Source organism: Proteiniphilum sp., assembly GCF_034927365.1.
Taxonomy (GTDB): Bacteria; Bacteroidota; Bacteroidia; order Bacteroidales; family Dysgonomonadaceae; genus Proteiniphilum.
In genome coordinates this window covers 217,837-239,820 of record NZ_JAYFQD010000010.1, presented here as the reverse complement: position 1 = coordinate 239,820, position 21,984 = coordinate 217,837, and the positions used below count along the sequence as shown (strand labels likewise).

Genomic DNA, 21,984 nt, shown 5'->3' with positions numbered 1-21,984 from the left:
TCGTACATACCAACCTCAACTCGCCTGATTGCAAGTATGAAAATGATGATGATGGAACAAATTTGCTTTCATTTTTATTGTTTTGATGGGACAAAGATAATGAATTTATTTAAAATAAATCGTAATAAGAAATATTTTTTGCGGTTACTCTATCCTTGATCTATTTTAGGCTTTCTTCGGAAAGTTTTATGCAGTGACTCTTTGAAATTAATGTCAGCCATTTCTAACCAACCTGTCTTTGTGGGGTGTGATACCATATCTTTTCATGTAACTGCTTATCAGATGAGATAATGTCTTGAACTCATACATCTCGGATATTTCAGTAATAGTCATATCTGTATTGAGTACCAGCGACTGGATCTCTTCCATTTTGCGGTCGAGTATCCATTGATAGGGTGTTTCTCCGAAACACTTCTTGAAATGACGCGTAAATGTTTTTACACATATGTATTGACATTTTTCCGCCAGTTCAGAGACTGTTTTTATGGATGGATAGTGTTTTAATACACATTCCTCAAACCTTTTTATTTTAGATATGCGAGGGATTAACTTTACAAGAACGATCTCGTTATCGGGTGAAGGAATTACTTTACTTTTCAGTCCGTCGGAGAAGGTAAATGTACATGATGACACATCTGTCAGCATATATTTGCGTTCATTCTCTTCAATTATTCTTGGATTAACATTCATATTATTACTGAGAAAATTGTTAATATACTCATAATAAGACATTCTTCCACTCTAATGGAAATATCCTGTTATTTTATAGCTGTTCTATTGGAAATCCTGATGGTTTTGGATAATCTGGATTTTGAGACCGCAAATATATTCTAAAAGCAAAATTTTCTGAAAAAAACAGGTACCCATTAGATACCTGATTTAATAAAAATAGTATCAGATTCGTATGTAGAGTGGTTTATTATGGAAATTAAGGCTCTTGTATCTATTGCATAATCTCATTCAACCAAATCGCAATATCTATGTTGGAGTCGATTCCCAATTTCTTGCGGAGGCTGTTTTTTCTGTTCTGTATGGTTTTCATGGAGCGAACCAAACAATCGGCGATTTCTTTGGTGGTAAATTGCAGATAAATCAATGCACACAGATGTAGTTCACTTGGTTGCATTTTGGGGTTGATATCAAGTAGAGCGGCGGTAAATGAGGGGTATGCCTCCTGAAACCTTACCATAAAGGTATAGTCATTCTTTTTTGCCAATTCAACGATTTCAGCAAGCGACTCATTCAGTCTTAGTCTAAGCATCGTCATCTCCTCTTCTCTTCTTTTTTGCAACTCTATTTCCTGTGCTTCTTTCACGCTGTATTTTACTTTATTTCGCCTTATAAGCCACCATGTATAGGCGATTATAATCAGTATAAGAGGGATAAGTATTACCAGAAAGATAATATATTTCTGCCGTACCTGCGCCCTCTCTTCGTGAGTCAACAGGAAGAGTACCTTTTGGGTCGATTTGATTTTTTCATCGTTTAATTCACTCTGTATAACCAACATTTTCTTTTGGTACTCATCCGCGCTGATTGAATCACCCAGCGTATAATAGGCATTGGATGCTTTTTCTAAGAGATCGGGATATTCTGCTTTTAAGCCGGTCTGTTCCAGATTGTCCAGGGCTTTTAAATAGTTGGACAGAGCCGAGTCGACCTCATTTTTCTGAGAATACATGTCACCTCTATATCTATAAGTTCTTGAAAGATAGGGGTATTCATGCTTTTTTGCTAATTGTATCGATTTTTCGAAATATACTAAGGCCGAATCATAATTTTGCACTATATAATGTAATCTTCCTATGGAGGTTAAGGAGTTGATAAGACTGCTATAAGCAAGACCCTCATCTATAGTATTTAAAATCTCTATATTTTTTTGGAGGTAGAGTCGTGACGAGTCGGGACGGTCTGTCATATTGTAGAGATGACTCAGGTTTTCATAGGCAAGTGCCGCCAGGAATGCCCTGCGTTGTTCCTGTTCTATCTGTTTTATATAAGAAAGCCCCTTTAGAAACTCTTTCTCCGCATTCTCGAATAATCCCATATTCGCATAGATTCGGCCTCGTATACGTGTTAAATCGGATAATAACTGGGCATCTCTGTCGGCATATTCTTCACTTAACAGGGTGTATTCCATCGACTTATTATAACTCCCCGTGTTATATAGAGCATTGCTGACGAGATAATAAACCCTTGCCATGCCGTAACGGTAACCGGCTGATTTAGCAGGCTCAATTGCTTCTAAGGCATACTGGAGACTGGCATTTGGATCTATTGTGATATTACTTTGAGCAGAGAGTTCGAGAAGACTGTCTACTTTGTGTACTTCATCGGCTGATGAATCCTTTTGTGAAGTACAGCCGATGATGCTCAATAATAATATAGCAAACAGTTTGATTACTTTCATTTTAATTCAATTTACTTCCTATTTCGTTTTACCAATATGGATAATGGGATTAAGAATTGCAAAAATAGCAAATAAAAGGTTATTTTCTGTCTGTAAAAGGTCTTTTCAACAGAAATATAGGCTTTAATTTATTCGTGAAATAGAGATTTTTTGCAGATGGGAATAATATTCCCTTTTAAAAATCCTCAAAAATGAGAGAAAAGCATGCCTGATTATCTGTGGATGGCAATTTTTTATGTAGTTTTGCATCCGATGAAAGAAAAGTTGTTTATATCTCTTCTGGCTTGTATTTTCTGTGTGACGACTGCCTATTCGCAGGCGCGGGTTATCTTGCCCGATTCATCGCAGATTACAACTAATCGAGACTCGCTGGATCTTCTTCCCAGAGAGGTCAAAGGCATTGACAATGATTCCGTTCAGGCGGTAGATAGGCCTGTGTCACAGTTTGATCATTTATTGAATGGCGATGGTGCGGAGGCTGATTCGTTGCGTCGTTTGGTACAGATGACCATCTGGAAGATCGATCCACGTACTGGTAGTCGTCTGCCAGCTGTCTCAGACACATTGTTGCATAATTATCAACAGAGTGTACTACCGGACGGGCAATCGGTGGCGATGGGATTTCTGGCTCCATTGGGATCTCCCGCCTTTTCGAAGATCTTTGCTGACAGGCCGGAGACAGATCAGTTTATATTCAATAATGCTTACCATATTTATCTGAAAGATCCGGATAAGGTGTTGTTTCTAAATACGCGCATACCCTATTCCAGATTGAGTTATAATCGTTCCTTGCCTAAGCAGTACCGTGAAGAGCGCTTTGAGGCAAGGTTCGCCTCCAATTTCGGGAAGAGCCTGAATGTGGGTCTGGATGTGGATCTTATCAATACACGTGGTTATTATAATTCTCAATCAGTAAAGCATAATAACTTCTCTCTTTTTGGGAATTACATTACCGACAAGATTGAAGCACATGCTTTTATGAATCTGGGATCAGTGGTCAATGCCGAGAATGGAGGAATTACGATAGATCAGTTTATTACACACCCCGATTCGGTTCAACAGAGTTTTACATCGAGGGATATCCCGGTGAAATTCACAAATACGTGGAATTCGTTACGCAATAACCGTTTTTTCGTCTCCGGCAGGTATAATCTGGGTTATGTAGATACACCGTCTGATTCGTTACACAAAGGACAGGGGCATTTTGTTCCTGTGGCAACCATCGGTTTTTCGTCGTCATACAGGCAACAATACCGGCGTTTCCTGTCGCATGACACGACTTATGTGCAGGTGGGAGGCGTGGGTATGCAAAAGATAGACCAGTTCTATGTCAATCGGTTCTATGAGGGGGCAGTAGATGACAGTATTCGTTTCTCATCGATGAAGAACACTGTTTCTCTCAGCTTACGGGAAGGATTTCAAGAGTGGGTAAAGTTCGGATTGACTGCATTTCTGGAGCATGACCTGAGAAATTATAAAATGCGCAACAGTGAAGATCCTGACATGGTCAATCACCGCGAAAGTGCAGTTACGTTGGGGGGGATACTGAATAAGCAACAGGGAGATAATCTCCTCTTCAATATCCGGGCCGACTTGGGTTTGCTTGGGGCAAATCTGGGAGAGTTTCGGGCGATGGGTGATATAGAGACCGGTTTTGATATTGCAGGAAAGCGTACGACTCTCCTGGCCGAAGCTTATATCAAGAATCTGAGACCCAAATATCTGGAAGAGAATTATTATTCAAAATATTTCCGGTGGAATCATGATTTTGGCGATATCCGAAGGGTTTATGTAGGGGGTAAACTTTATATACCCTTTACCAATACTACAGTGAGTGTAGGAGTGGAAAATCTGCAGAATTTTATCTATTACAACAAAGAGAAACAGATTGCACAGGAGAGTGATAATGTGCAACTGTTGACCGCACGTGTAGAGCAAAATATTCGTCTTGGTATATTTAACTGGGATAATCAGGTGGTTTATCAGACTTCGAGCGATGAGAATGTGATTCCTGTGCCTAAAGTTAGCATCTATTCCAATATGTATTTGAAGACGAAGATTGTAAATGAGCTTACCTTGCAATTGGGAGTGGACGCGCGATATCATACGAAATACTTCGTTCCGGGCTATGAACCGGCTCTATTGCAATTTTATAATCAGCGTGAAAAAGAGATTGGAGAATATCCTATTGCAACACTTTATGCCAATATGCACCTGAAACAGACACGCTTTTATGTGATGTTCTATAATGTAGCATCTCAGTTCCTGAATCCGAAGGAGTATTTTTCTCTACCCGGCTACCCTGTAAATCCTATGGTCTTACGGATGGGAGTATCGGTGAATTTGCACAATTAAATCTTTCGAATAATTGAGATACCGAAAACGTTTATATTTCTATCTTCTTTTGCTGATAGTAGCCATAGTTGTAATGATACAATTATGCACGGGTATGAGAAGGTTGCAGGTTGCCCAATTGCAGTCGCGCGACTATGATGATATCGTGTTATCAGGGGAGTTAAATGTAGTGACAGATTACAATACGATCGGGTTGTATGCTTCCGGGGATACTTTACTGGGTTTTCAACGTGAGATGATCCTTGCTTTAGAGAAAGAGTGGGGGATAAAAGTGAATCTCTTCCTGGAGAATAGTCTCGAAGAGAATCTGGAAGGACTGCGCACGATGCGTTATGATCTGATCGCACGTAACATTCCGGTAAACATACAATTAAAGGATTCTTTTGCTTTTACCACCCCTATTATGCTGAATAAACAAGTGTTGGTGCAGCGAAAGAGTAAGTATAACGACAGTGTAGAGCCTATCCGTCAACATCTTGATCTGGCCGGACGGACTATCCATGTGGCGGATGATTCACCTGTCATCCTTCGCCTGAATAATCTTTCCCACGAGATAGGAGATACTATCTTCATCATTGAAGACCCTACTTATGAAACAGAACAATTGGTGATGATGGTTGCTTCGGGCGATATAGATCTTACGGTTTGTGATGAGAAAATGGCCATACGGTTGGCGAAACTTTTACCGGAGATCGATATTGAGACTGATATCAGTTTTACGCAATTGGAGTCTTGGGCAGTGCGAAAAAATTCTCCGGTTTTGCTGGATAGCTTGAACAGTTGGCTTGACCGGTTTAAACCTACGACAACCTTCAAGGGGGTTTTCAAAAAGTATTACTGATTTAAGTTTTGGAATAAGAAAAGCCGCCCCGTTTTGAGAGGCGGCCTTCACTCTTTCTCATACTCGGTGAGGATGGCTCTTTTTACCGTGATCCACGTCTTTCCGGTCGGTTAGAATCACGTCTTTCTTTCTGTAACTCAGCACGATGTTGTTTCCACTTTTCCATCTTTTCCTTTCCAATAATTTTTTCCAGCGCTGCATCGTTTTCTGCCATTGTCTTTTCACGGGATGCCTGCATCTCTTCGCGGCGTTTGTCACGATCTTTTTCTACTCCCTCCTTGTTGTCTCTTTGTTTGGCTATCTCTTCAGCCCGTTTTTCATCCTGTTGCTTGAACAATGCTTCCACTTTTGCCTTCTGTTCGGCTGTTAACCCCAACTCTTTCGCCATATTGTCGGCGCGTTCTTTTGGACTCCACCTCATGCCGGAAGGGGCATTTTGTCTGTTTTCTCTCCTGTTATTCTGTGCCTCGAGTGTAAAACTCAAGGTGAATAGGGCTATTAAAGCCATGAATACTACTTTCTTCATACTATACAATTTTAAAATGTGAATAAAAAAATGATCTGCTCTTATGACGGCCGAAGATAAGCAAAAGTTTAATGCGAAAAAAACCTTTACTTTGTTTTAAGTGGCATAAATACAATGATATATAGATATTTTAAAGAGGTTTATCCGGTTATGATGCCGATTCGTCGATAAAAATGGCTTATTGATCTATTTCTTAATTATTTTCATTTTTTAACCCATTTTCGAAAAATAGCTGTATATTTGGAGAATAAATAATCAATGGTTGTGGAAAAAAGGTATAAAGCATATAATGGTTTTGCTAATCTATTCTGGGGAATTATTTCTGTTTTCCTGTTAGGTGTAGTTATACATAGGATGAGGCAAGGAGAGAGTGTGTGGATAGCTGCTATTTACTTTGCCTTTACCATTATTTTTATTCTATCGACTACGATAAAGGAGTATGCCGTCACAGAGTTGAATTTTTTGGAGATCCGTTTTGTGTTGAAATTATTTTCAAAGAACAGGCGGATAGCTATTGGAGACATAATCGGACTGCAAAAGTTGAAAAGAAATCAACTTCGAATCGATAAGGTGCGTGGTTTTGAGATATTAAGTATAAAGGATAGCGATATGGACGCCCTGATCTCCGAACTGAAGGATAGGAATCCGAGAATCAGGATCGCAGGAGAAGACGACTAAAACATCTCTTCCCGCGGGTATTTCTCTTCCACTTTACTGAAGAGCCAGGAGGCGACGGTACCCACTATGAAAAGGAGTACGCTCATCATCAGAGCTCCCCAGAAACTCAATCCTGCTATAGCCAGTTGATCGGCCGTGAAAGCCGGAAAGACAACTGTCGGGAAAATAGCCAGTGAAGAACCGACCACCATCCCCAAGATAAAGTGGTACATGCCGGAATAATACCTGCGGAACAGCCAGGAGGCCAGCTTGGCAAAAAGCAATACACAGACGACAAAACCGATGATCAGCGGGATGATGACACCAAAGTCGAAATCCTTGATACCGATCGCCATCTTATCATACAGGCCAAAATAGATCAGGAAGTTCGAAGGACTCATTCCCGGGACGATCAACCCTAATCCCATCAGCAGCCCCGATCCGAGCCATACCATCAGGTTGGGCGTTACTTCTGTGAGTTGTTGTCCTCCCACTAACATCAGTACAAAAATGGCGATCGTGGTAAGAATAAGGATACCCATATCGGACGATTTCCTTCCCTGTATCCCTGCTGTTTTATAGAGGGAAGGAAAAGTACCTGCCACGAATCCTACAAAAAGAGAGACAAACAGGGCTGCATACTTGCCGAAAGCTTTTTCCACCACTACTGCAAAAAGAACGATGCCGATAGCGGCTCCGATGGCTACAGGGAGGAAGTAAAGTACATTTTTAAGGAAGTTACGGCGTATATTGGCAAGAAAGCGGATCAACGGGTCGTAGATACCGAAAATAACGGCCAGCACCCCTCCCGACAAGCCGGGAAGAATAAACCCGATCCCTACAAGGGCACCTTTCAGTAACCGGATAAACCAATCTGTCACGGGGTTGATCTGTTTTTGCTCTTTTATACTATCGGTTGCTTGCTCCTTCATTTTCTGTCATATTTTATTTGCAACTGCAAAGATATAACATTTATATACTCCCTATATCTTCAAACAGCAAATAGATTGGCTTCAAACGGCAAAATAGGATTCCAGTTCCTTCAGTGTATTTTCGTTTGTTGGTATATCTCTTACAATATTCCCTTTCTCGAGCACTACGATACGGTCGCACACCTCGGTTACATGATTGAGATCGTGGCTGGAGATCAGCATCGTCATCTTTTTGGTAGCTTTTAACTCGTTGAGCATTCGCTTCAACCGGATTTGGGATGTGGGGTCGAGTGCGGTAAACGGTTCATCCAGGATCAGTATTTGTGGATCACTGAGGAGGGCTGCCGCGATCCCTGTTTTTTTCTGATTCCCTTTCGACAGGTCACGGATCAGTTTCCTGTTGCCGAGAATCTCACCGTTGAAAAATTCCTTCATGGATTCCAGGAAAAAGGAGAGATCACCTTCCGATTTGTTGTAGATTTTGGCTGTGAAAGAAAAATACTCTTCGGGTGTGAGGAAATCGATCAGGAAGCTCTCATCGAGGAATGATCCCACTTTCGATTTCCATTCGTCGTGCCGGGCCACTTTCTCTTCGTCGATTGTCACTTCGCCGGAGGTGGCTTCGATCAGGTCGAGTATCAACCGGAAAAAGGTGGTCTTTCCCGCACCATTATTACCCACTAATCCAAGACTCTCCCCGTTGCCAATTCCGATAAAAGGGATATCCAATACGGTAATTCCCTGGTATATCTTTTTGAGGTTGTTGGCTATAATAATTTCTTCACTCCTTGCAGCATATTGAGGTATGGGTGGAGGAGTCTCCGTAATATTTATCGTTTTGTTTTCGTAATCTTGCATATATCTTGCGATTTATCTGTTTCTTTTTTGAATGATGGAGATTGGTTTATCCCTTTTTCCTGAATCCTGCACAAAGAGCATACTTCCTTCTTAAAAACTGCTTTACGATTATTTTCAGAAGCTGTTCACGGAAGAGGATACCTGTTAATCCTATCAGCGCGATGATGATCAATCCAATATGGGATGCAGAGAACAAACTGAATATCATTACCACTGCAATAGGGAATATGAGTAGCGGGATCATCACGATAAAATTCTTATAACTTACTCCCTGCATGTTCATCGCGGAACCCTCGGATAGTTCCAACCGCTTGGTATTGAAGGTTGCACCAAAGAGATAGACATAGACGTTGACTCCCGTGTTGTAGAGCAGAGCCACCAGGTGATAGACCATAATCTCCCTTCCAAAGAAAAAATAGGGTGTGGTGACGATAAATGAGAGGATACTTAATGAAATCAACAACCAATAATTGGCATTTATATAGTCATAAGAATCTATATTTCTTGTCATCAGGAAATCGAAGTGACCACCATCCCAGTTGATGATCCATTGACCGAACGTAATCATTCCATTGCCGGTGATGAAAATGGCGACAAGTAATAACCATCCCGGGCTTTCATTGTAGGAGGAATTCGGATAGATCAACAATCCATATAGTATAAAAAAAAGTCCCATATAGAGTGCTTTCTTTATCCGCTTATGGCGGAATACCAATTTCATTTCAAGGGAGATGATTTCACCGATCTTCCCGAAACGTTCCATGAAGGTGAATTTGCGGAGGTCGGTATCTTTATTCTTTTCTTTCTTTTTTGCCCTCTTTTCGAAGTTTTCAGGATAATAATTTCTGGCAAAATAAAATTTGTTCAGTAAGAATGCCAAGACGTCAAGCGATAATACTGCCATCCACAGCAGTGGTGTTTGGAGCAGAAAATCGAAAAGATGCCGGGATAGCTGAATGATGGAGAACAGATCAAAGGCTTCCAGGGCAAAGAGCAGGGCTCCTATACCCAAAAAAGCCATGGAGACTATGAGTACATTGTTGAATTTTCGTTTTAAGAAAGGGGTGATCAGGGTGTTGAACCAAATCAGGAAGACGGTGATAAACAGAAATCTGAAAACCCCAGCCACTCCGTAAACCGGATATACTCCACTGAAGGCAAAGGGGATCACGAAGCAGAGCGTGATATAATTCAACGGATTGAGCAATGGTTTCAGGGTGACATAATTGATCAGTGTATCCCTTTTGATGGGTAGAGTCTGGTAGAGTTCCAGATTCAATCTGGTCAACGGCTGCATTAGATAACGGATTATCAATATGATTATCACCGCGATTAACAGGATACTGTTGAATGTGGCTGCCGGATCCTGACCGGGGGCTATCTCTCCCAGCATTTTGGGTAACAAAAGTCCCATTAATATGAATATCCCTACAAAGTAGAAGATCATTAACCCTGTAAGAATATTGATGACCAGGTTTTTGTGAAAGCCGGGTGAACGGAAACTCTTTAGCAGATAATGTCTGAACAGTATTTTATACATAATCTATTTCTTTCCAAAGAGAGCTCCGAAGATACTGCGGGTGATGGTCCTTCCCAGTTGGTTGCTGATTTGGCGTTGTGTGCTTTTACCCACTTGGGTGAGGATTTCGCCGAGGAATCCCTGGTCTTCCTTCCGCTGCCGTGCCGCGGCGCGTTTTGCTCTCTCCGCCTCGAGTGTTGCCTTCTGTGCCTCCTTCTGTTGGCGGATACGTTCTTTCTCTTCGGTAGCCAGTCGTCGTTCTTCCTCCAGCAACTCCTCTTTTTCCGAGAGTATTTCAAATGCCGACTCTCGGTCGATCAGTTTCTCATATACTCCATAAACCAGTGAACTGCGTATCAGTTGATCCCTTTCTCCCTCGGTGATAGGACCTATCTGTCCCTGCGGAGGGAGGATATTGGCCCGTTCCACCATCTGTGGGGCTCCTTTTTCATCGAGGAAAGAGACGAGCGCTTCTCCCGTATTGAGTTGGGTGATCGCTTCGCCGGTATCGAATGCTGGATTGGCCCGGAAAGTGTTGGCGGCTACCCGTACCGCTTTCTGGTCGTTGGGCGTGTAAGCACGTAATGCGTGCTGTACACGATTCCCCAGTTGACCGAGGATACTCTGTGGGATATCTGCCGGATTCTGGGTGCAGAAATAAACACCTACTCCTTTGGAGCGGATCAGCCGGACAATCTGCTCTACCTTTTCCAATAAGGGGGCAGGCATGTCGTTAAACAGCAGGTGTGCTTCATCGAAGAAAAATACCAATTTCGGCTTTTCCAGGTCACCCACTTCGGGAAGAGTCTCGTAAAGGTCGTCTAGTAACCACAGCAGGAAAGTGGTATATACCCTGGGCGACCTCATCAGCTTATCAGCGGCAAGAATATTGATCACCCCTTTACCCTGTTCCGTCTGGATGAAATCAGTGATTTCCAGATCCGGTTCACCGAAGAATTTATCGGCTCCCTCATTTTCAAGCCGGACCAATCCCCGTTGAATGGCACCGATACTGGCAGGGGAGATATTACCGTATTTGGTGGTGAACTGCGCACGGTTGTCTCCGATATATTGAAGCATTTTCTGTAAGTCTTTCAGATCGATCAGCAACAGATTATTATCGTCTGCAATCCGGAAAGCCATGGAGAGGATGGCCCCTTGTGTTTCATTCAGGTCCAGCAGACGTTCCAGTAACAGCGGTCCCATGGAGGTGACGGTAGTACGTATCGGGTGCCCCTGTTCGGCGAAGACATCCCAGAATCGCACGGGAAAAGCTTTATACTCAAATCCTTTTTCCTGCAGGTTATATTGAACTGCCCTTTTTGCGACGCTTTCCTTGTTACCACCTATCTTGGCCACACCTGACAGGTCACCTTTCATATCGGCGGCGAATACGGGTACTCCCATCTCGCTGAAAGTTTCAGACAATGTTTGAAGGGTGACAGTCTTTCCGGTACCGGTCGCTCCTGTAATCAGGCCATGGCGGTTTGCCATCTTGGGGATAAGGCATACCTCTGCATTATCGTTAATGGCTATAAAAGCGCGTCTGCTGTTGTCGAACATAGTAGAGAATTATTAAATTTGTATGTCGGGCAAAGTTAACGAAATAATTGAAATGACGAAGAGAATTGTGGGGTTGAGTTAAATTTTGCCACAAAAAAAATATCCTATATCTTTATAACATTTTTAACAGATTAAAAAGTATTACACAATGAAACGCTTTTGCTCCATTATTCTCGCACTTTTACTGATAACTATTGCTGTATCGGCCCAGCAACCCTATGTGCCTTCCAAAGAAAATCTGAAAAACAGGGAATTATTTCAGGATATGAAATTCGGTGTTTTTATTCACTGGGGAATATATAGTATGATGGCCGATGGTGAGTGGATATTGAACAATAAGAATATCCACCATGAAGAGTATGCAAAGTTGGCAGAAGGGTTTTATCCCTCGAAGTTCAGCGCAGTGAAGTGGGTCTCGGATGTAAAGGCCGCCGGGGCAAAATATATCTGCATTACGTCGAGGCATCACGATGGTTTTTCCATGTTCGGTACAAAACAATCAACTTATAATATTGTGGATGCTACACCATTCAAACGGGATATAATCAAGGAACTTGCTGATGAGTGCCACAAGCAGGGAATTAGACTGCACTTCTATTATTCGTTACTCGATTGGGGGAGATCGGATTATTATCCGATAGGGAAAACAGGACAAGGTGTGGGGCGGACTGAGCATGGTAATTGGGGAGACTACCATCGTTTCATGTTGAATCAATTAACCGAACTGTTGACCCAATATGGTGAGATCGGAGCGATCTGGTTTGACGGACAATGGGACCAACCCGAGGATTTTGACTGGCGTATGAGAGAGATATATGATCATATCCATCGCATTCAACCCGGATGCATGGTGATCAATAATCATCATCTTGCTCCTGTGGAAGGGGAGGATGGACAGACATTCGAGAAAGACCTGCCGGGACAGAATCAGTCAGGATTTTCAGCTACGGCTACTATCGGACAGTTACCGCTTGAGACCTGTGAGACGATGAACCACACATGGGGGTATAGTATCACGGATAGGGATTACAAGTCGGAAAAAGGATTGATCCACTACCTGATAAAAGCAGCAGGTAATAATGCCAATTTACTGATGAATGTAGGGCCCCGTCCGAATGGTGAATTTCCCGATATCGCCGTTGAACGGTATAATGCCATGGGAGAGTGGCTCAAAACATACGGTGAAACCATTTACGGTACCCGTGGAGGTTTTATTCCACCGCAAGAGTGGGGCGTAACAACACAAAAAGGCAATAAGTTATATGTACATATCCTGAATTTAAAAGAAAAAGATATCTACTTACCTCTAAACGGAAAAAAGATCAAATCTGCAAAATCATTTATAGACAAAAAACCGGTAAGTTTTATAATGGAAGGGACGGGTGCGAAACTAACCTTTGGTACGATTCCCGATGATATTGATTTCGTGGTGGAACTGGAACTGAGATAGTTGTTATATGTTGATACAGATGGAGAAGGCAATTGCCAGCAGAAATCCGGATAGGGAAGTGAGTTTCAGATAAGGGTCGAGCGCCTGGTCGTACTTTCGCCTTATACCGTCCATGATTCTGAACAGGAACAGGAAAACAAGCAGATAAAGGTACTTGTACCACGGTTGGGCTTCGTAGAGGGTGTTATAAGAGAGAAAAGAGAGGAACGAGGCGATGCTCAATCCGGCGTGGTAAATTTTGGCACCGTGTATTCCCAATCTTACGGCAATGGTGACCTTTCCGGATGCCCTGTCGTTCTCAATATCCCTCATGTTGTTGATATTGAGGATCATTGTGCTGATCAACCCGATCCCGATGGCGGGCAGTACCGGTTGAAAATTGAACAGATGGGTATGGAGAAAGTAGGTGCCTATTACCGGTACGGGACCGAAGAAAATAAAAGCCAGAAGATCTCCCCAACCTTTATAGCCGTATGCCCGCTTTCCCAATGTATAAAAGAGTGCGGCAAGGATGCTGGCACCGCCTAATCCGATTAGAATAACTGCAGATGATCGGGGGATACGGGTTATTATATTCAATACCAGGATGAGCCCCGTGACCATGCAGATGATAGAGAATATGACGATGGCTCTTTTCATTTCCCGGGCGGATATCTTCCCTCCCTGTAGAGTACGTGTGGGCCCTTGCCTGCGACCGGTAGTATCGGTACCTTTCAGGAAATCACCCAGATCATTGGCCATGTTGGCCAGTATCTGAATAGAAACAGCCAGAAGGAGAGCAAGAAGGAAAGTAGTCATGCTAAAACTATCTTCTCGCCATGCCAGTCCGCTTCCCAGAACGACAGTGGCTACAGCCAGAAAAAGTGTCCGCAAACGAAAGGCGGAAATCCAGTCTTTTACCGTTGCCATGATTGGAAAGTGAAAAGTGAAAAACTAAAAGTTACTAATATAATCTTGTAAGCTATTATTATCCTGTGTTTTAGTAAGCCCTTGCAAATATCACCCGTTGTGCGGATGGTTTGCCGGTCACCATACATTTACCCGGTGTCTTGTCTCCGTCGAGCGGGATACAGCGGATAGTCGCCTTGGTTTCGTCCTTGATCCGTTCTTCCGTTTCGGGAGTTCCATCCCAGTGACAGAGCAGGAATCCACCTTTCTCGATCTCTACCTTGAATTCTTCGTAGGAATTGACTTCACGGGTTTGCGAAGCCCTGAAATCAGCCGCTTTCCTGTAGATGTTTTCCTGCATCTCATCCAGAAGGGATTTGATGTGGTTTTCAATATTGTCGCACGAGAGTGTCTCTTTGGTGAGCGTATCGCGGCGGGCTACCTCGACGGTATTGTTTTCCAGATCGCGTCCACCCATGGCAAGACGTACCGGCACCCCTTTGAGTTCATATTCGGAGAATTTCCATCCCGGTTTCTTGTTGTCGGCATTGTCATATTTCACACTGATACCAAGTGCTTTTAACCGTTGCACGATACCGGCCACTTTCTCGTCGATCTGCTGTAGCTGTTCCATGTTCTTGTAGATAGGAACGATAACAACCTGATAAGGTGCCAGTTTAGGAGGGAGTACCAGACCGTTGTCGTCGGAATGCGACATGATCAGGGCACCCATCAGGCGGGTGGAGACACCCCATGAAGTGGCCCATACGTAATCGCGTTTCCCGCTCTGGTCGGTAAATTGCACGTCGAACGCTTTGGCGAAGTTCTGGCCGAGGAAGTGGGAAGTCCCCGATTGCAACGCTTTACCATCTTGCATCAATGCTTCGATGGTATAGGTATCGATTGCACCGGCAAACCGTTCGGATTCTGATTTTAACCCTTTTGTGACCGGCATGGCCATATATTTCTCTGCAAATTCGGCGTAGACATTGATCATCTGCCTTGCTTCAGCAATAGCCTCTTCTTTGGTGGCATGAGCCGTATGCCCCTCCTGCCAGAGGAATTCGGCGGTACGGAGGAAGAGACGGGTACGCATCTCCCAGCGTACTACATTCGCCCATTGGTTGACAAGGATGGGTAGGTCGCGGTACGATTGTATCCAGTTTTTGTAGGTGCTCCAGATGATCGTTTCAGAAGTGGGGCGTACGATCAGTTCCTCTTCAAGTTTAGCTTCGGGATCGACTACTACACCATTTCCGTCGGGTGAATTTTTGAGGCGGTAGTGAGTCACTACGGCGCACTCTTTGGCGAACCCTTCCACGTGGTCGGCTTCGCGGCTAAGAAAAGATTTGGGGATGAATAACGGGAAATAGGCGTTCATGTGTCCGGTTTCCTTGAACATATCGTCCAATTGACGTTGTATCTTTTCCCATATGGCATAACCATAAGGTTTGATCACCATGCAACCGCGCACGGCTGAATTCTCTGCCAGTTCGGCCTTGATTACCAAATCGAGATACCATTGGGAGTAATCTTTACTGCGGGGCGTAAGCTCCTTCAATTCTTTAGCCATCTTTCTACTAATTTTGTTTGCGGGTGCAAAGATAATGATTTAATGTGATAATGTTACGATGATTTTATAATGTGGTGATTCGATAATGTGCCAATATGCTAATGTGCCAATATGCCAATATGCTAATGTGCCAATGTGCCAATATGCCAATGAGTAAAACAATAACATAGAAACTCGAAAAAATTGTACCTTTGGCGATTGCTTGAGATCAATAGATGATATAGAAATGAATAAGGATTATTATACAAAGAAGATTGATGAGAATAACATAGTGTTGGATAAGGTGAAATCCCGGTTGAGGATATTTCCGTTCCTGAAACTTGTGTTCTTTCTCGCGGCCATTTTTCTGGTGGTAGCAACTTTCCAATTGGGTTGGGATCGGACGGTTTGTTTTATAGCAGCCGCACTCTCGCTCGTGGTTTTCTCCTTGCTGTACAAATGGGATGAGCATTATTTGCAAAAGAGGGATTACCATTTGGCTTTGCAGAGTGTTTACACCAATGAAATAAGCTTTTTAGAAGGCGACTACACTCCATTCGATAACGGAGAGCGTTTTATCAATAAAAAACATCCCTATTCTTACGATCTCGATGTTTTTGGTGCAAATTCCATTTATCATATGGTCAACAGGACGGTCACCCATGAAGCCGGTTCCATTCTGGCTGAGAAAATGAGTTCGATCCCCGGCAATGAAGTTGAGATTGTGGAGAGACAGGAGTCCCTTTCGGAATTGGTGCGGAAGGATGATTTCAGGCATCAGTATATGGCTCTCTGTAAAGGATTTGATGAAAAGAAAAATAACTATGGCCTGATCGCCGAACATAAGCACAACAATGCCTTCCTAACCTCGAAAACAGGGTTGATACTTATTTATACCTCAATCATTATTACCATGGCATCGCTGTTATTAGCCTGGTGGGGTACCTTGCCCTGGTCGCTGTTTATCATCTTATTTATGATACAACTGTTTATCCCGATCACCTTTAATAAGGTCCTGAATAAAGTCGGTTCCGATATCGGTTTTCTGCATAAGAATACCAGGATACATGCTGATTTGTTGCACATCCTGCATCAGGAAACGTTTGACGCTGCCGAAAACCGGAACTTAAAAGAGGCATTGTTCGGAACTCATAATTCCCGCGAAGCATTGAAAGAGTTGTCGTCCCTGTTGAAAAAATTTGATCAGCGCAACAATGCCTATATCCTGGTGCTGTTCAATGGTTTTTTTCTCCGTGACCTGTTTCTATTGCGGCAGTTCTACCGCTGGAAAAATAGCTATCTGGATCATATCAAGTCTTGGATCAGTGTATTGGCAGAGATGGAAGCAAGGGTGTCACAGGCTACCTATATGTTCAACAAGTCTGATTTTGTAAAACCCGAAATCACCGATCGGCCGGATATCCTTATCGATGCGACCGGATTGGGACATCCGTTTATACCCAAGGAAAAACGGGTGGATAATGATATCCTGATCAGTAAAAAACAGTTTCTCATCATTACAGGTGCCAATATGGCCGGAAAGAGTACTTTCTTACGTACGCTGGGTGCTAATTATATTCTTGCAGTGAATGGTATGAACGTATGTGCCACGAAGTATATTTTTACACTTTTCAACCTGTTTAGTAGCATGCGTAATACCGATGATCTATCATCAGGAACCTCTTATTTCAAAGCGGAACTGGAAAGGATGAGGGAATTGATAAGGTATTGCCGTGGACACCGGCATACATTGATCATACTAGATGAGTTGTTGAAAGGGACCAACTCAAAAGATAAGCTCGACGGTTCGGTATTATTCCTGAAAAAAATGACGGAGTTGCCGGTAACAGGTGTTATTGCCACCCACGATCTGGAACTGGCAAAGTTGGAGAATGAGTCGCCCGGCCTGTTTCAGAATTATTGTTTTGAGATCTCCCTTTCCGAAGGAGAGCACTACAGTTATAAGATACAACATGGGGTTTCCCGCAACCTCAATGCGACTTATCTGTTACAGAAAATATTGTCGGAAGAGTTGTAGTTCTGTTTAGTTCCGGAATTAACATCTATCAATCTCTTTACATTTCCCGGAATCACGGTATGCAGTCTTATTCCTTGCGGAATCACCCGTTATACTTTCCTTTTCAGGTTCCCCCGGTTAAAGGAGAAATAAATACCCGGTAATCCGATTAGGGCGAAGATAATAAATCCCCATCTCATGGCCTGAAGGAAAACGGGATTGGGTATTTCCTCAATCGATCGGTTGCCGAACAGGAGGGAGAAGATGAGTGTGACGATACTCATGCTGATGATTTGTCCAAATACCCGCATGGAGGAGGCAAGTCCGGATGCTTGTCCGTATTGTCTTCGCTCTACCGAACTCATGATGGTATTCATATTGGGAGATGAAAAGAGGGCAAAGCCCAGTCCCACCCAAATCAGGATGGCTACAATGATCCAGATGGCAGTCCCGGGGCCGAGAAAAGTCAGCATCGCTAAGCCGGTGGTACACATGGCCATACCGGTAGTGGCAAAGTAGCGAGGTTGTATCTTGTCGGACAGCCTTCCCACGATGGGCGAGAAGAGGGCCATCATGGTGGGTTGCGCCACGATCACCGCTCCCGCATCGCGAGGCGAGAGCCCTTGCACTTTCTGCAGGTATAGGCTGAGGAAAAAGACAATGGCGAAGGTGGCGGTATAGTTGATGAGGGCCGAGAGGCTGGAGTAAGTGAAGAGCCGGTTGTGAGAGTAGAGACGCGTGTCGAGGAGAGGGTGGGCTTTTTTGCTTTCATATTTCCAGAAAAGAAGAAGCAGTATTATTGCCCCGCTTATCAATCCCCATCCGGCAGGGGATGGAATCAGGGAAGAACCGTACACCAGTGCAGCAAGGCCTGTCATAAAAAGGAGTGTCCCTGTTTTATCCCCTTCTTTTGCAGATATTTGCTTATTCTTTTCACTCTTTAGGAAGAGATAGGAGATGAGGATCGAAAGTAAGCCTAAGATGGCAGCTATCAGGAAGAGTGAACGCCAGCCGATGTGAAGGGTCACAAAACCCCCGATCAGTGGTCCCAATGCAAGTCCTGCATATACCGACGATACGGAGATACCCAGTACCTGTCCCCGTTTTTCAGGTGGAAACGACGAGACCAGGATCGCTTGTCCGGTAGTGCCCGTGAAAGCCGCTCCTATACCCTGCAGGAAACGGGCCGCAACCATCCAGTGGCCGTCAGGTGCTATATAACAAATCACCGAGGAGATGGTGAACAATATCAGTCCCAATCGGAATAATCGCCGATTATCACTCCGGTCGCCCCAACTCCCCGCCGGCAGCATGAAAAGCGCCATAGCCAGTATAAATGCAGTGATAATCCAGCTTAACTCGATGGCGTTGAGAGCCAGGTCTCTCTCTATCGTCGGCAGCGCGATATTGACTGCTGAGATTAAGAAGGTTCCCATAAAGGAGCTTACTATCACTACCAATAATATCGAAAAATCTTCTTTCTTTCCCATAAAAAATTAATTGATTCACTGCCAATTATTAATTAATTGAATACCTGATAATTGTAAGCTTATTACTGGGGATATTATCATCACTACTTCCCGAATGTCAAAGTCATCACATTGATTCATTAGCTCATCATTACATTGGCACATTGGCATATTGACACATTAGCACATTAGTAAGTCTCCCTCACGTGTTTTACCGTGATAGGTGTTTTATCAGCCGCTCTCAATTCGGGGGAAGTAATGATGATCGTTCTCTTTTCTCCCGGCAGCAGGTCGATGAAGTTATCACTGAAACGTGCGCCTTGTATGGGTATTTCCACAAAGACATCTTTGGCCAGTTTTTTGCTGGTGAGGGTTACCTTGTACTCACCATCCTGGTATTGCACCTTTGTCTTGACCTCTGTTTCCGGTAACTCCAGTTTGTTGGGCCAGAAAAAGAAATGATCTTTGGAAGAGATGATTTTTCCTTTGCTGTCGCTGAGGAAGGCATGGATCATGGTGTGTGCCTTCTCAGTTTCAGTTACCAGTTCGGAGATATTGAATGTTTTGACGATGTGGCTGTCATTGGCTTTGGCACTGACGCGTTCGGTAAATTCTTTCCGTTTTCCTGTCGTAAAGTCGATCACCTGTACGGTGAGCTTTAGATTACTGTGATCCTGAAGGTAATCCGACATGGTGTAGTAGTTCAACTTCTCGTCTTTAGACTCTACTCCCAGGGCGAGTGGGGAGAGCACATCCCGCATCCGGTAGTGTTGCGCTTTCCAGTTGTTGTAGTAGTCGATACTCGACCAGGAAACCACTGGCCAGTCGTCGTTGATCTGCCAGTAGAGCGCTCCCATGCAGTAAGGCCTTCCCCGGCGCATCGCTTCCACCGATTCTTCCATGCCGTTACCCTGCATCACCAGGCCGATATAGACGAAATCTTCGAAGTTGCGTGGTTCGTGATAGTACATATCCATGTATTTTTTGATAAGGGAGTTGCCGGTAGATGCTTTCTGGTGTATTGTCATCACTTCACTCTCGAGGCTCCACTGGTCTTCCGGAGCGAAAGAGCGGATGGTTTTCATTTCGGGGAACGACTGGAAGCCGAATTCACTGGCAAAACGGGGTAACCGGTCCGCCATCCCTTCGAAGGGGAGGTGACCGTACCAAAGAGCCCAGTCGTGAGCATCGCTCGATGCGAATCCTTCAGGTTTACCCCAGCTGGTGCCGTTGTAGGGCGATCCGTGGATATAGCTGCGTGTGCCATCCAGCTCGTTGATCAGCCCCGGGATGAGTTCACGGAATGTTTTGTTATATCCCTTGTACCATCCATCCATCACTTCTTTCGGGTATTGGCTTTGCCATCCCCAGTGGTTAAGCGCTTCTTCAATCTCGTTGTTACCGCACCAGAAAGCCAGTGATGCGTGGTTACGCAGCCGTTTGATATTATAGGTTGCCTCTTCTTTCACGTTTGAGAGGAAGGTGTCGTCGGAAGGGTAGGGTACGCAGCCGAAGATGAAATCCTGCCATACCAGGATACCTCTCTTGTCGGCCTGCCGGTAGAACTCTTCATTCTCGTAGATACCACCTCCCCATACACGCACAAAGTTCATATTGGCTGCCATGAAATTGTCGAAAACCTTTTCGTAGTACGTTGCATCCTGTTGTGTGGTGAAGATCTCACCGGGGATATAGTTGGCTCCCTTGGCGAAAAGCGGTATACCGTTCACCTCGACATAAAACGATTTGCCATGTTCATCGGGTTCCTGGACCAGACGTACGGAACGCAATCCTGTACGTACCGTTTTTTTTGCAATTTCCCGGTTACCTGACATGATTTTCACTGTGAAATCATAAAGATGTTGCTCTCCCCAATGTACAGGCATCCATCTTTTGGGTTGACTGATATCCAATGGCAATGAGATCAGGTTTTTTCCCGGTTGCAACGTGATTTTTTTTGAAATTTGTTCTCCGGCGTCACCTTGTACTCCGTACTCAACGGATATGACTGCTTCCATTGGATCTGAAGAAACGGAGTGGATTTCTATTTGATTTTCGATTTTGGCCACTTGTTCCGTTACTGCAGTTTGTTTTACATAGTAATCTTCAATACTTGCATCATTGTAGAAATTGAGTGATACCGGTTTCCAGAGACCCATCTGGACGATCCGTATACCCCAGTCCCATCCAAAATGATAGGGAGCCTTACGGTTGTAAACGCTTAACTTCTCATCCCGGTGATCGTTTCCTGCCGGATAATCATAGCCAAAAGTTGCTCTTGCCGGCATCATCAGTTGCACCGGTGAATAGAAGCGGATGTAAAGCTGGTTTTTACCCTCTTTCAGCAATGGTTTCACTTGTATCTTGTGCCCGACAAACATATTTTCGGAGCGCAGTATCCTCGATCCGTTCAAAAACACGTCGGCATGGGTATCCAGTCCCTCCAAAAACAGTTGCGCACCATCATATTGCAACTGACCGGCTGTCAATGTAAAAGTCTTTCTGAAGTTCCAGTTTTCATTCTCTACCCATTGCACCTTCTTTTCGTTGGTGCCATAGAAAGGATCAGGTAAAACATTATGCCGCACCAGGTCGCGTTGTACCGATCCCGGTACTTCTGCAGCGTACCACTGCTCTTTATTCATTTGTGAGAATTCCCAACCTTCATTCAAAGAGAGGGTTTCCCCTTGCTGTGCTGATAAAATAAATGGCATTGCAAGCAAAAATAAAAGAGATACAATTTTTCTCATAAGAAACGGATTTGATTTTCATATATAGTGAAAGCCGGGGGCAAGTCGAACTAAATTTCAGCCTGTCCGGATCGGATCCAATATTCTGCAAATATAGCTATTTGTTCCTGAATAGGAAAAGTGAAGAAGGTTGAATAGGTATTACTTTTTAATTGTGTCTCCTCATATATTCGAAAGAAAATTATAAATTTGTGAGA

The 21,984-nt window shown here is 43.7% G+C and carries 16 protein-coding genes; 5 read left to right on the top strand and 11 right to left on the bottom strand.

Features of this window, described 5'->3' with window-relative positions; translation table 11 throughout:
* Window positions 1–213: 213 nt before the first annotated feature.
* Both VB073_RS08135 and VB073_RS08130 read right to left on the bottom strand, forming a co-directional pair.
* Window positions 214–690, bottom strand: coding sequence for a helix-turn-helix transcriptional regulator (locus tag VB073_RS08135; protein WP_323403660.1), 477 nt, complete (start codon window positions 688–690; stop codon window positions 214–216).
* 253 nt (window positions 691–943) lie between these two features.
* Window positions 944–2,410: a tetratricopeptide repeat protein gene (locus VB073_RS08130; RefSeq protein WP_323403659.1), complete on the bottom strand. Its 1,467-nt coding sequence runs from the start codon at window positions 2,408–2,410 to the stop codon at window positions 944–946.
* A 204-nt stretch (window positions 2,411–2,614) separates the two neighbouring features.
* On the opposite strand from VB073_RS08130, the gene VB073_RS08125 reads away from it, so the two are divergent.
* Together VB073_RS08125 and VB073_RS08120 are read left to right on the top strand one after the other, a co-directional pair.
* Window positions 2,615–4,765, top strand: coding sequence for a putative porin (locus VB073_RS08125; RefSeq protein WP_323403658.1), 2,151 nt, complete (start codon window positions 2,615–2,617; stop codon window positions 4,763–4,765).
* Window positions 4,766–4,859: 94 nt separating this feature from the next.
* Window positions 4,860–5,606, top strand: coding sequence for a transporter substrate-binding domain-containing protein (locus tag VB073_RS08120; protein ID WP_323403657.1), 747 nt, complete (start codon window positions 4,860–4,862; stop codon window positions 5,604–5,606).
* 82 nt (window positions 5,607–5,688) lie between these two features.
* Here VB073_RS08120 and VB073_RS08115 read toward each other — a convergent pair whose 3' ends face one another.
* Window positions 5,689–6,132 (bottom strand): hypothetical protein, encoded by a 444-nt coding sequence (locus VB073_RS08115; protein WP_323403656.1) that lies wholly within the window; start codon window positions 6,130–6,132, stop codon window positions 5,689–5,691.
* Window positions 6,133–6,396: 264 nt separating this feature from the next.
* On the opposite strand from VB073_RS08115, the gene VB073_RS08110 reads away from it, so the two are divergent.
* Window positions 6,397–6,810: a hypothetical protein gene (locus tag VB073_RS08110; RefSeq protein ID WP_323403655.1), complete on the top strand. Its 414-nt coding sequence runs from the start codon at window positions 6,397–6,399 to the stop codon at window positions 6,808–6,810.
* On the opposite strand, the gene VB073_RS08105 is transcribed toward VB073_RS08110, so the two are convergent.
* From VB073_RS08105 to VB073_RS08090, 4 genes are all read right to left on the bottom strand, one after another.
* The gene (locus VB073_RS08105; protein ID WP_323403654.1) at window positions 6,807–7,721 is read right to left on the bottom strand and encodes a DUF368 domain-containing protein; all 915 of its coding nucleotides are present in this window, start codon (window positions 7,719–7,721) and stop codon (window positions 6,807–6,809) included. The genes VB073_RS08110 and VB073_RS08105 overlap by 4 nt on opposite strands.
* Before the next feature lie 81 nt (window positions 7,722–7,802).
* Window positions 7,803–8,498 (bottom strand): ABC transporter ATP-binding protein, encoded by a 696-nt coding sequence (locus tag VB073_RS08100; RefSeq protein WP_416349522.1) that lies wholly within the window; start codon window positions 8,496–8,498, stop codon window positions 7,803–7,805.
* A gap of 127 nt (window positions 8,499–8,625) precedes the next feature.
* Window positions 8,626–10,119 carry a DUF5687 family protein gene (locus tag VB073_RS08095; RefSeq protein ID WP_323403652.1) on the bottom strand — a complete coding sequence of 498 codons (1,494 nt, stop codon included), beginning with the start codon at window positions 10,117–10,119 and terminating at the stop codon, window positions 8,626–8,628.
* A 3-nt stretch (window positions 10,120–10,122) separates the two neighbouring features.
* A complete protein-coding gene (locus tag VB073_RS08090) occupies window positions 10,123–11,661 on the bottom strand; it encodes a helicase HerA-like domain-containing protein (protein WP_323403651.1) in 1,539 nt (512 codons plus the stop codon).
* Window positions 11,662–11,809: 148 nt separating this feature from the next.
* Here VB073_RS08090 and VB073_RS08085 point away from each other — a divergent pair, with 148 nt between their 5' ends.
* Entirely contained in the window at window positions 11,810–13,111 is a 1,302-nt protein-coding gene (locus VB073_RS08085; protein ID WP_323403650.1) for an alpha-L-fucosidase, read from the top strand.
* Window positions 13,112–13,114: 3 nt separating this feature from the next.
* Here the strand turns inward: VB073_RS08085 and menA are convergent, their stop codons facing one another.
* Together menA and proS are read right to left on the bottom strand one after the other, a co-directional pair.
* Entirely contained in the window at window positions 13,115–14,020 is a 906-nt protein-coding gene (menA, locus tag VB073_RS08080) for a 1,4-dihydroxy-2-naphthoate octaprenyltransferase (protein WP_323403649.1), read from the bottom strand.
* Between the two features lie 70 nt (window positions 14,021–14,090).
* Entirely contained in the window at window positions 14,091–15,572 is a 1,482-nt protein-coding gene (gene proS / locus VB073_RS08075) for a proline--tRNA ligase (protein ID WP_323403648.1), read from the bottom strand.
* A gap of 226 nt (window positions 15,573–15,798) precedes the next feature.
* Here proS and VB073_RS08070 point away from each other — a divergent pair, with 226 nt between their 5' ends.
* Window positions 15,799–17,589: a MutS-related protein gene (locus tag VB073_RS08070; protein WP_323403647.1), complete on the top strand. Its 1,791-nt coding sequence runs from the start codon at window positions 15,799–15,801 to the stop codon at window positions 17,587–17,589.
* 89 nt (window positions 17,590–17,678) lie between these two features.
* On the opposite strand, the gene VB073_RS08065 is transcribed toward VB073_RS08070, so the two are convergent.
* Window positions 17,679–19,058: an MFS transporter gene (locus VB073_RS08065; RefSeq protein ID WP_323403646.1), complete on the bottom strand. Its 1,380-nt coding sequence runs from the start codon at window positions 19,056–19,058 to the stop codon at window positions 17,679–17,681.
* Between the two features lie 167 nt (window positions 19,059–19,225).
* Window positions 19,226–21,787 carry a beta-mannosidase gene (locus VB073_RS08060; RefSeq protein ID WP_323403645.1) on the bottom strand — a complete coding sequence of 854 codons (2,562 nt, stop codon included), beginning with the start codon at window positions 21,785–21,787 and terminating at the stop codon, window positions 19,226–19,228.
* Window positions 21,788–21,984: the final 197 nt, after the last annotated feature.

Excerpts from the sequence above, each read along its gene's own strand:
- VB073_RS08130 (WP_323403659.1), bottom strand. The coding sequence starts at position 2,410 with ATGAAAGTAATCAAACTGTTTGCTATATTATTATTGAGCATCATCGGC.
- VB073_RS08095 (WP_323403652.1), bottom strand. The coding sequence starts at position 10,119 with ATGTATAAAATACTGTTCAGACATTATCTGCTAAAGAGTTTCCGTTCA.
- VB073_RS08085 (WP_323403650.1), top strand. The coding sequence starts at position 11,810 with ATGAAACGCTTTTGCTCCATTATTCTCGCACTTTTACTGATAACTATT.
- VB073_RS08135 (WP_323403660.1), bottom strand. The coding sequence starts at position 690 with ATGAATGTTAATCCAAGAATAATTGAAGAGAATGAACGCAAATATATG.
- VB073_RS08060 (WP_323403645.1), bottom strand. The coding sequence starts at position 21,787 with ATGAGAAAAATTGTATCTCTTTTATTTTTGCTTGCAATGCCATTTATT.
- VB073_RS08065 (WP_323403646.1), bottom strand. The coding sequence starts at position 19,058 with ATGGGAAAGAAAGAAGATTTTTCGATATTATTGGTAGTGATAGTAAGC.
- VB073_RS08090 (WP_323403651.1), bottom strand. The coding sequence starts at position 11,661 with ATGTTCGACAACAGCAGACGCGCTTTTATAGCCATTAACGATAATGCA.
- VB073_RS08115 (WP_323403656.1), bottom strand. The coding sequence starts at position 6,132 with ATGAAGAAAGTAGTATTCATGGCTTTAATAGCCCTATTCACCTTGAGT.
- proS (WP_323403648.1), bottom strand. The coding sequence starts at position 15,572 with ATGGCTAAAGAATTGAAGGAGCTTACGCCCCGCAGTAAAGATTACTCC.
- VB073_RS08105 (WP_323403654.1), bottom strand. The coding sequence starts at position 7,721 with ATGAAGGAGCAAGCAACCGATAGTATAAAAGAGCAAAAACAGATCAAC.
- VB073_RS08070 (WP_323403647.1), top strand. The coding sequence starts at position 15,799 with ATGAATAAGGATTATTATACAAAGAAGATTGATGAGAATAACATAGTG.
- menA (WP_323403649.1), bottom strand. The coding sequence starts at position 14,020 with ATGGCAACGGTAAAAGACTGGATTTCCGCCTTTCGTTTGCGGACACTT.
- VB073_RS08125 (WP_323403658.1), top strand. The coding sequence starts at position 2,615 with ATGCCTGATTATCTGTGGATGGCAATTTTTTATGTAGTTTTGCATCCG.
- VB073_RS08120 (WP_323403657.1), top strand. The coding sequence starts at position 4,860 with ATGAGAAGGTTGCAGGTTGCCCAATTGCAGTCGCGCGACTATGATGAT.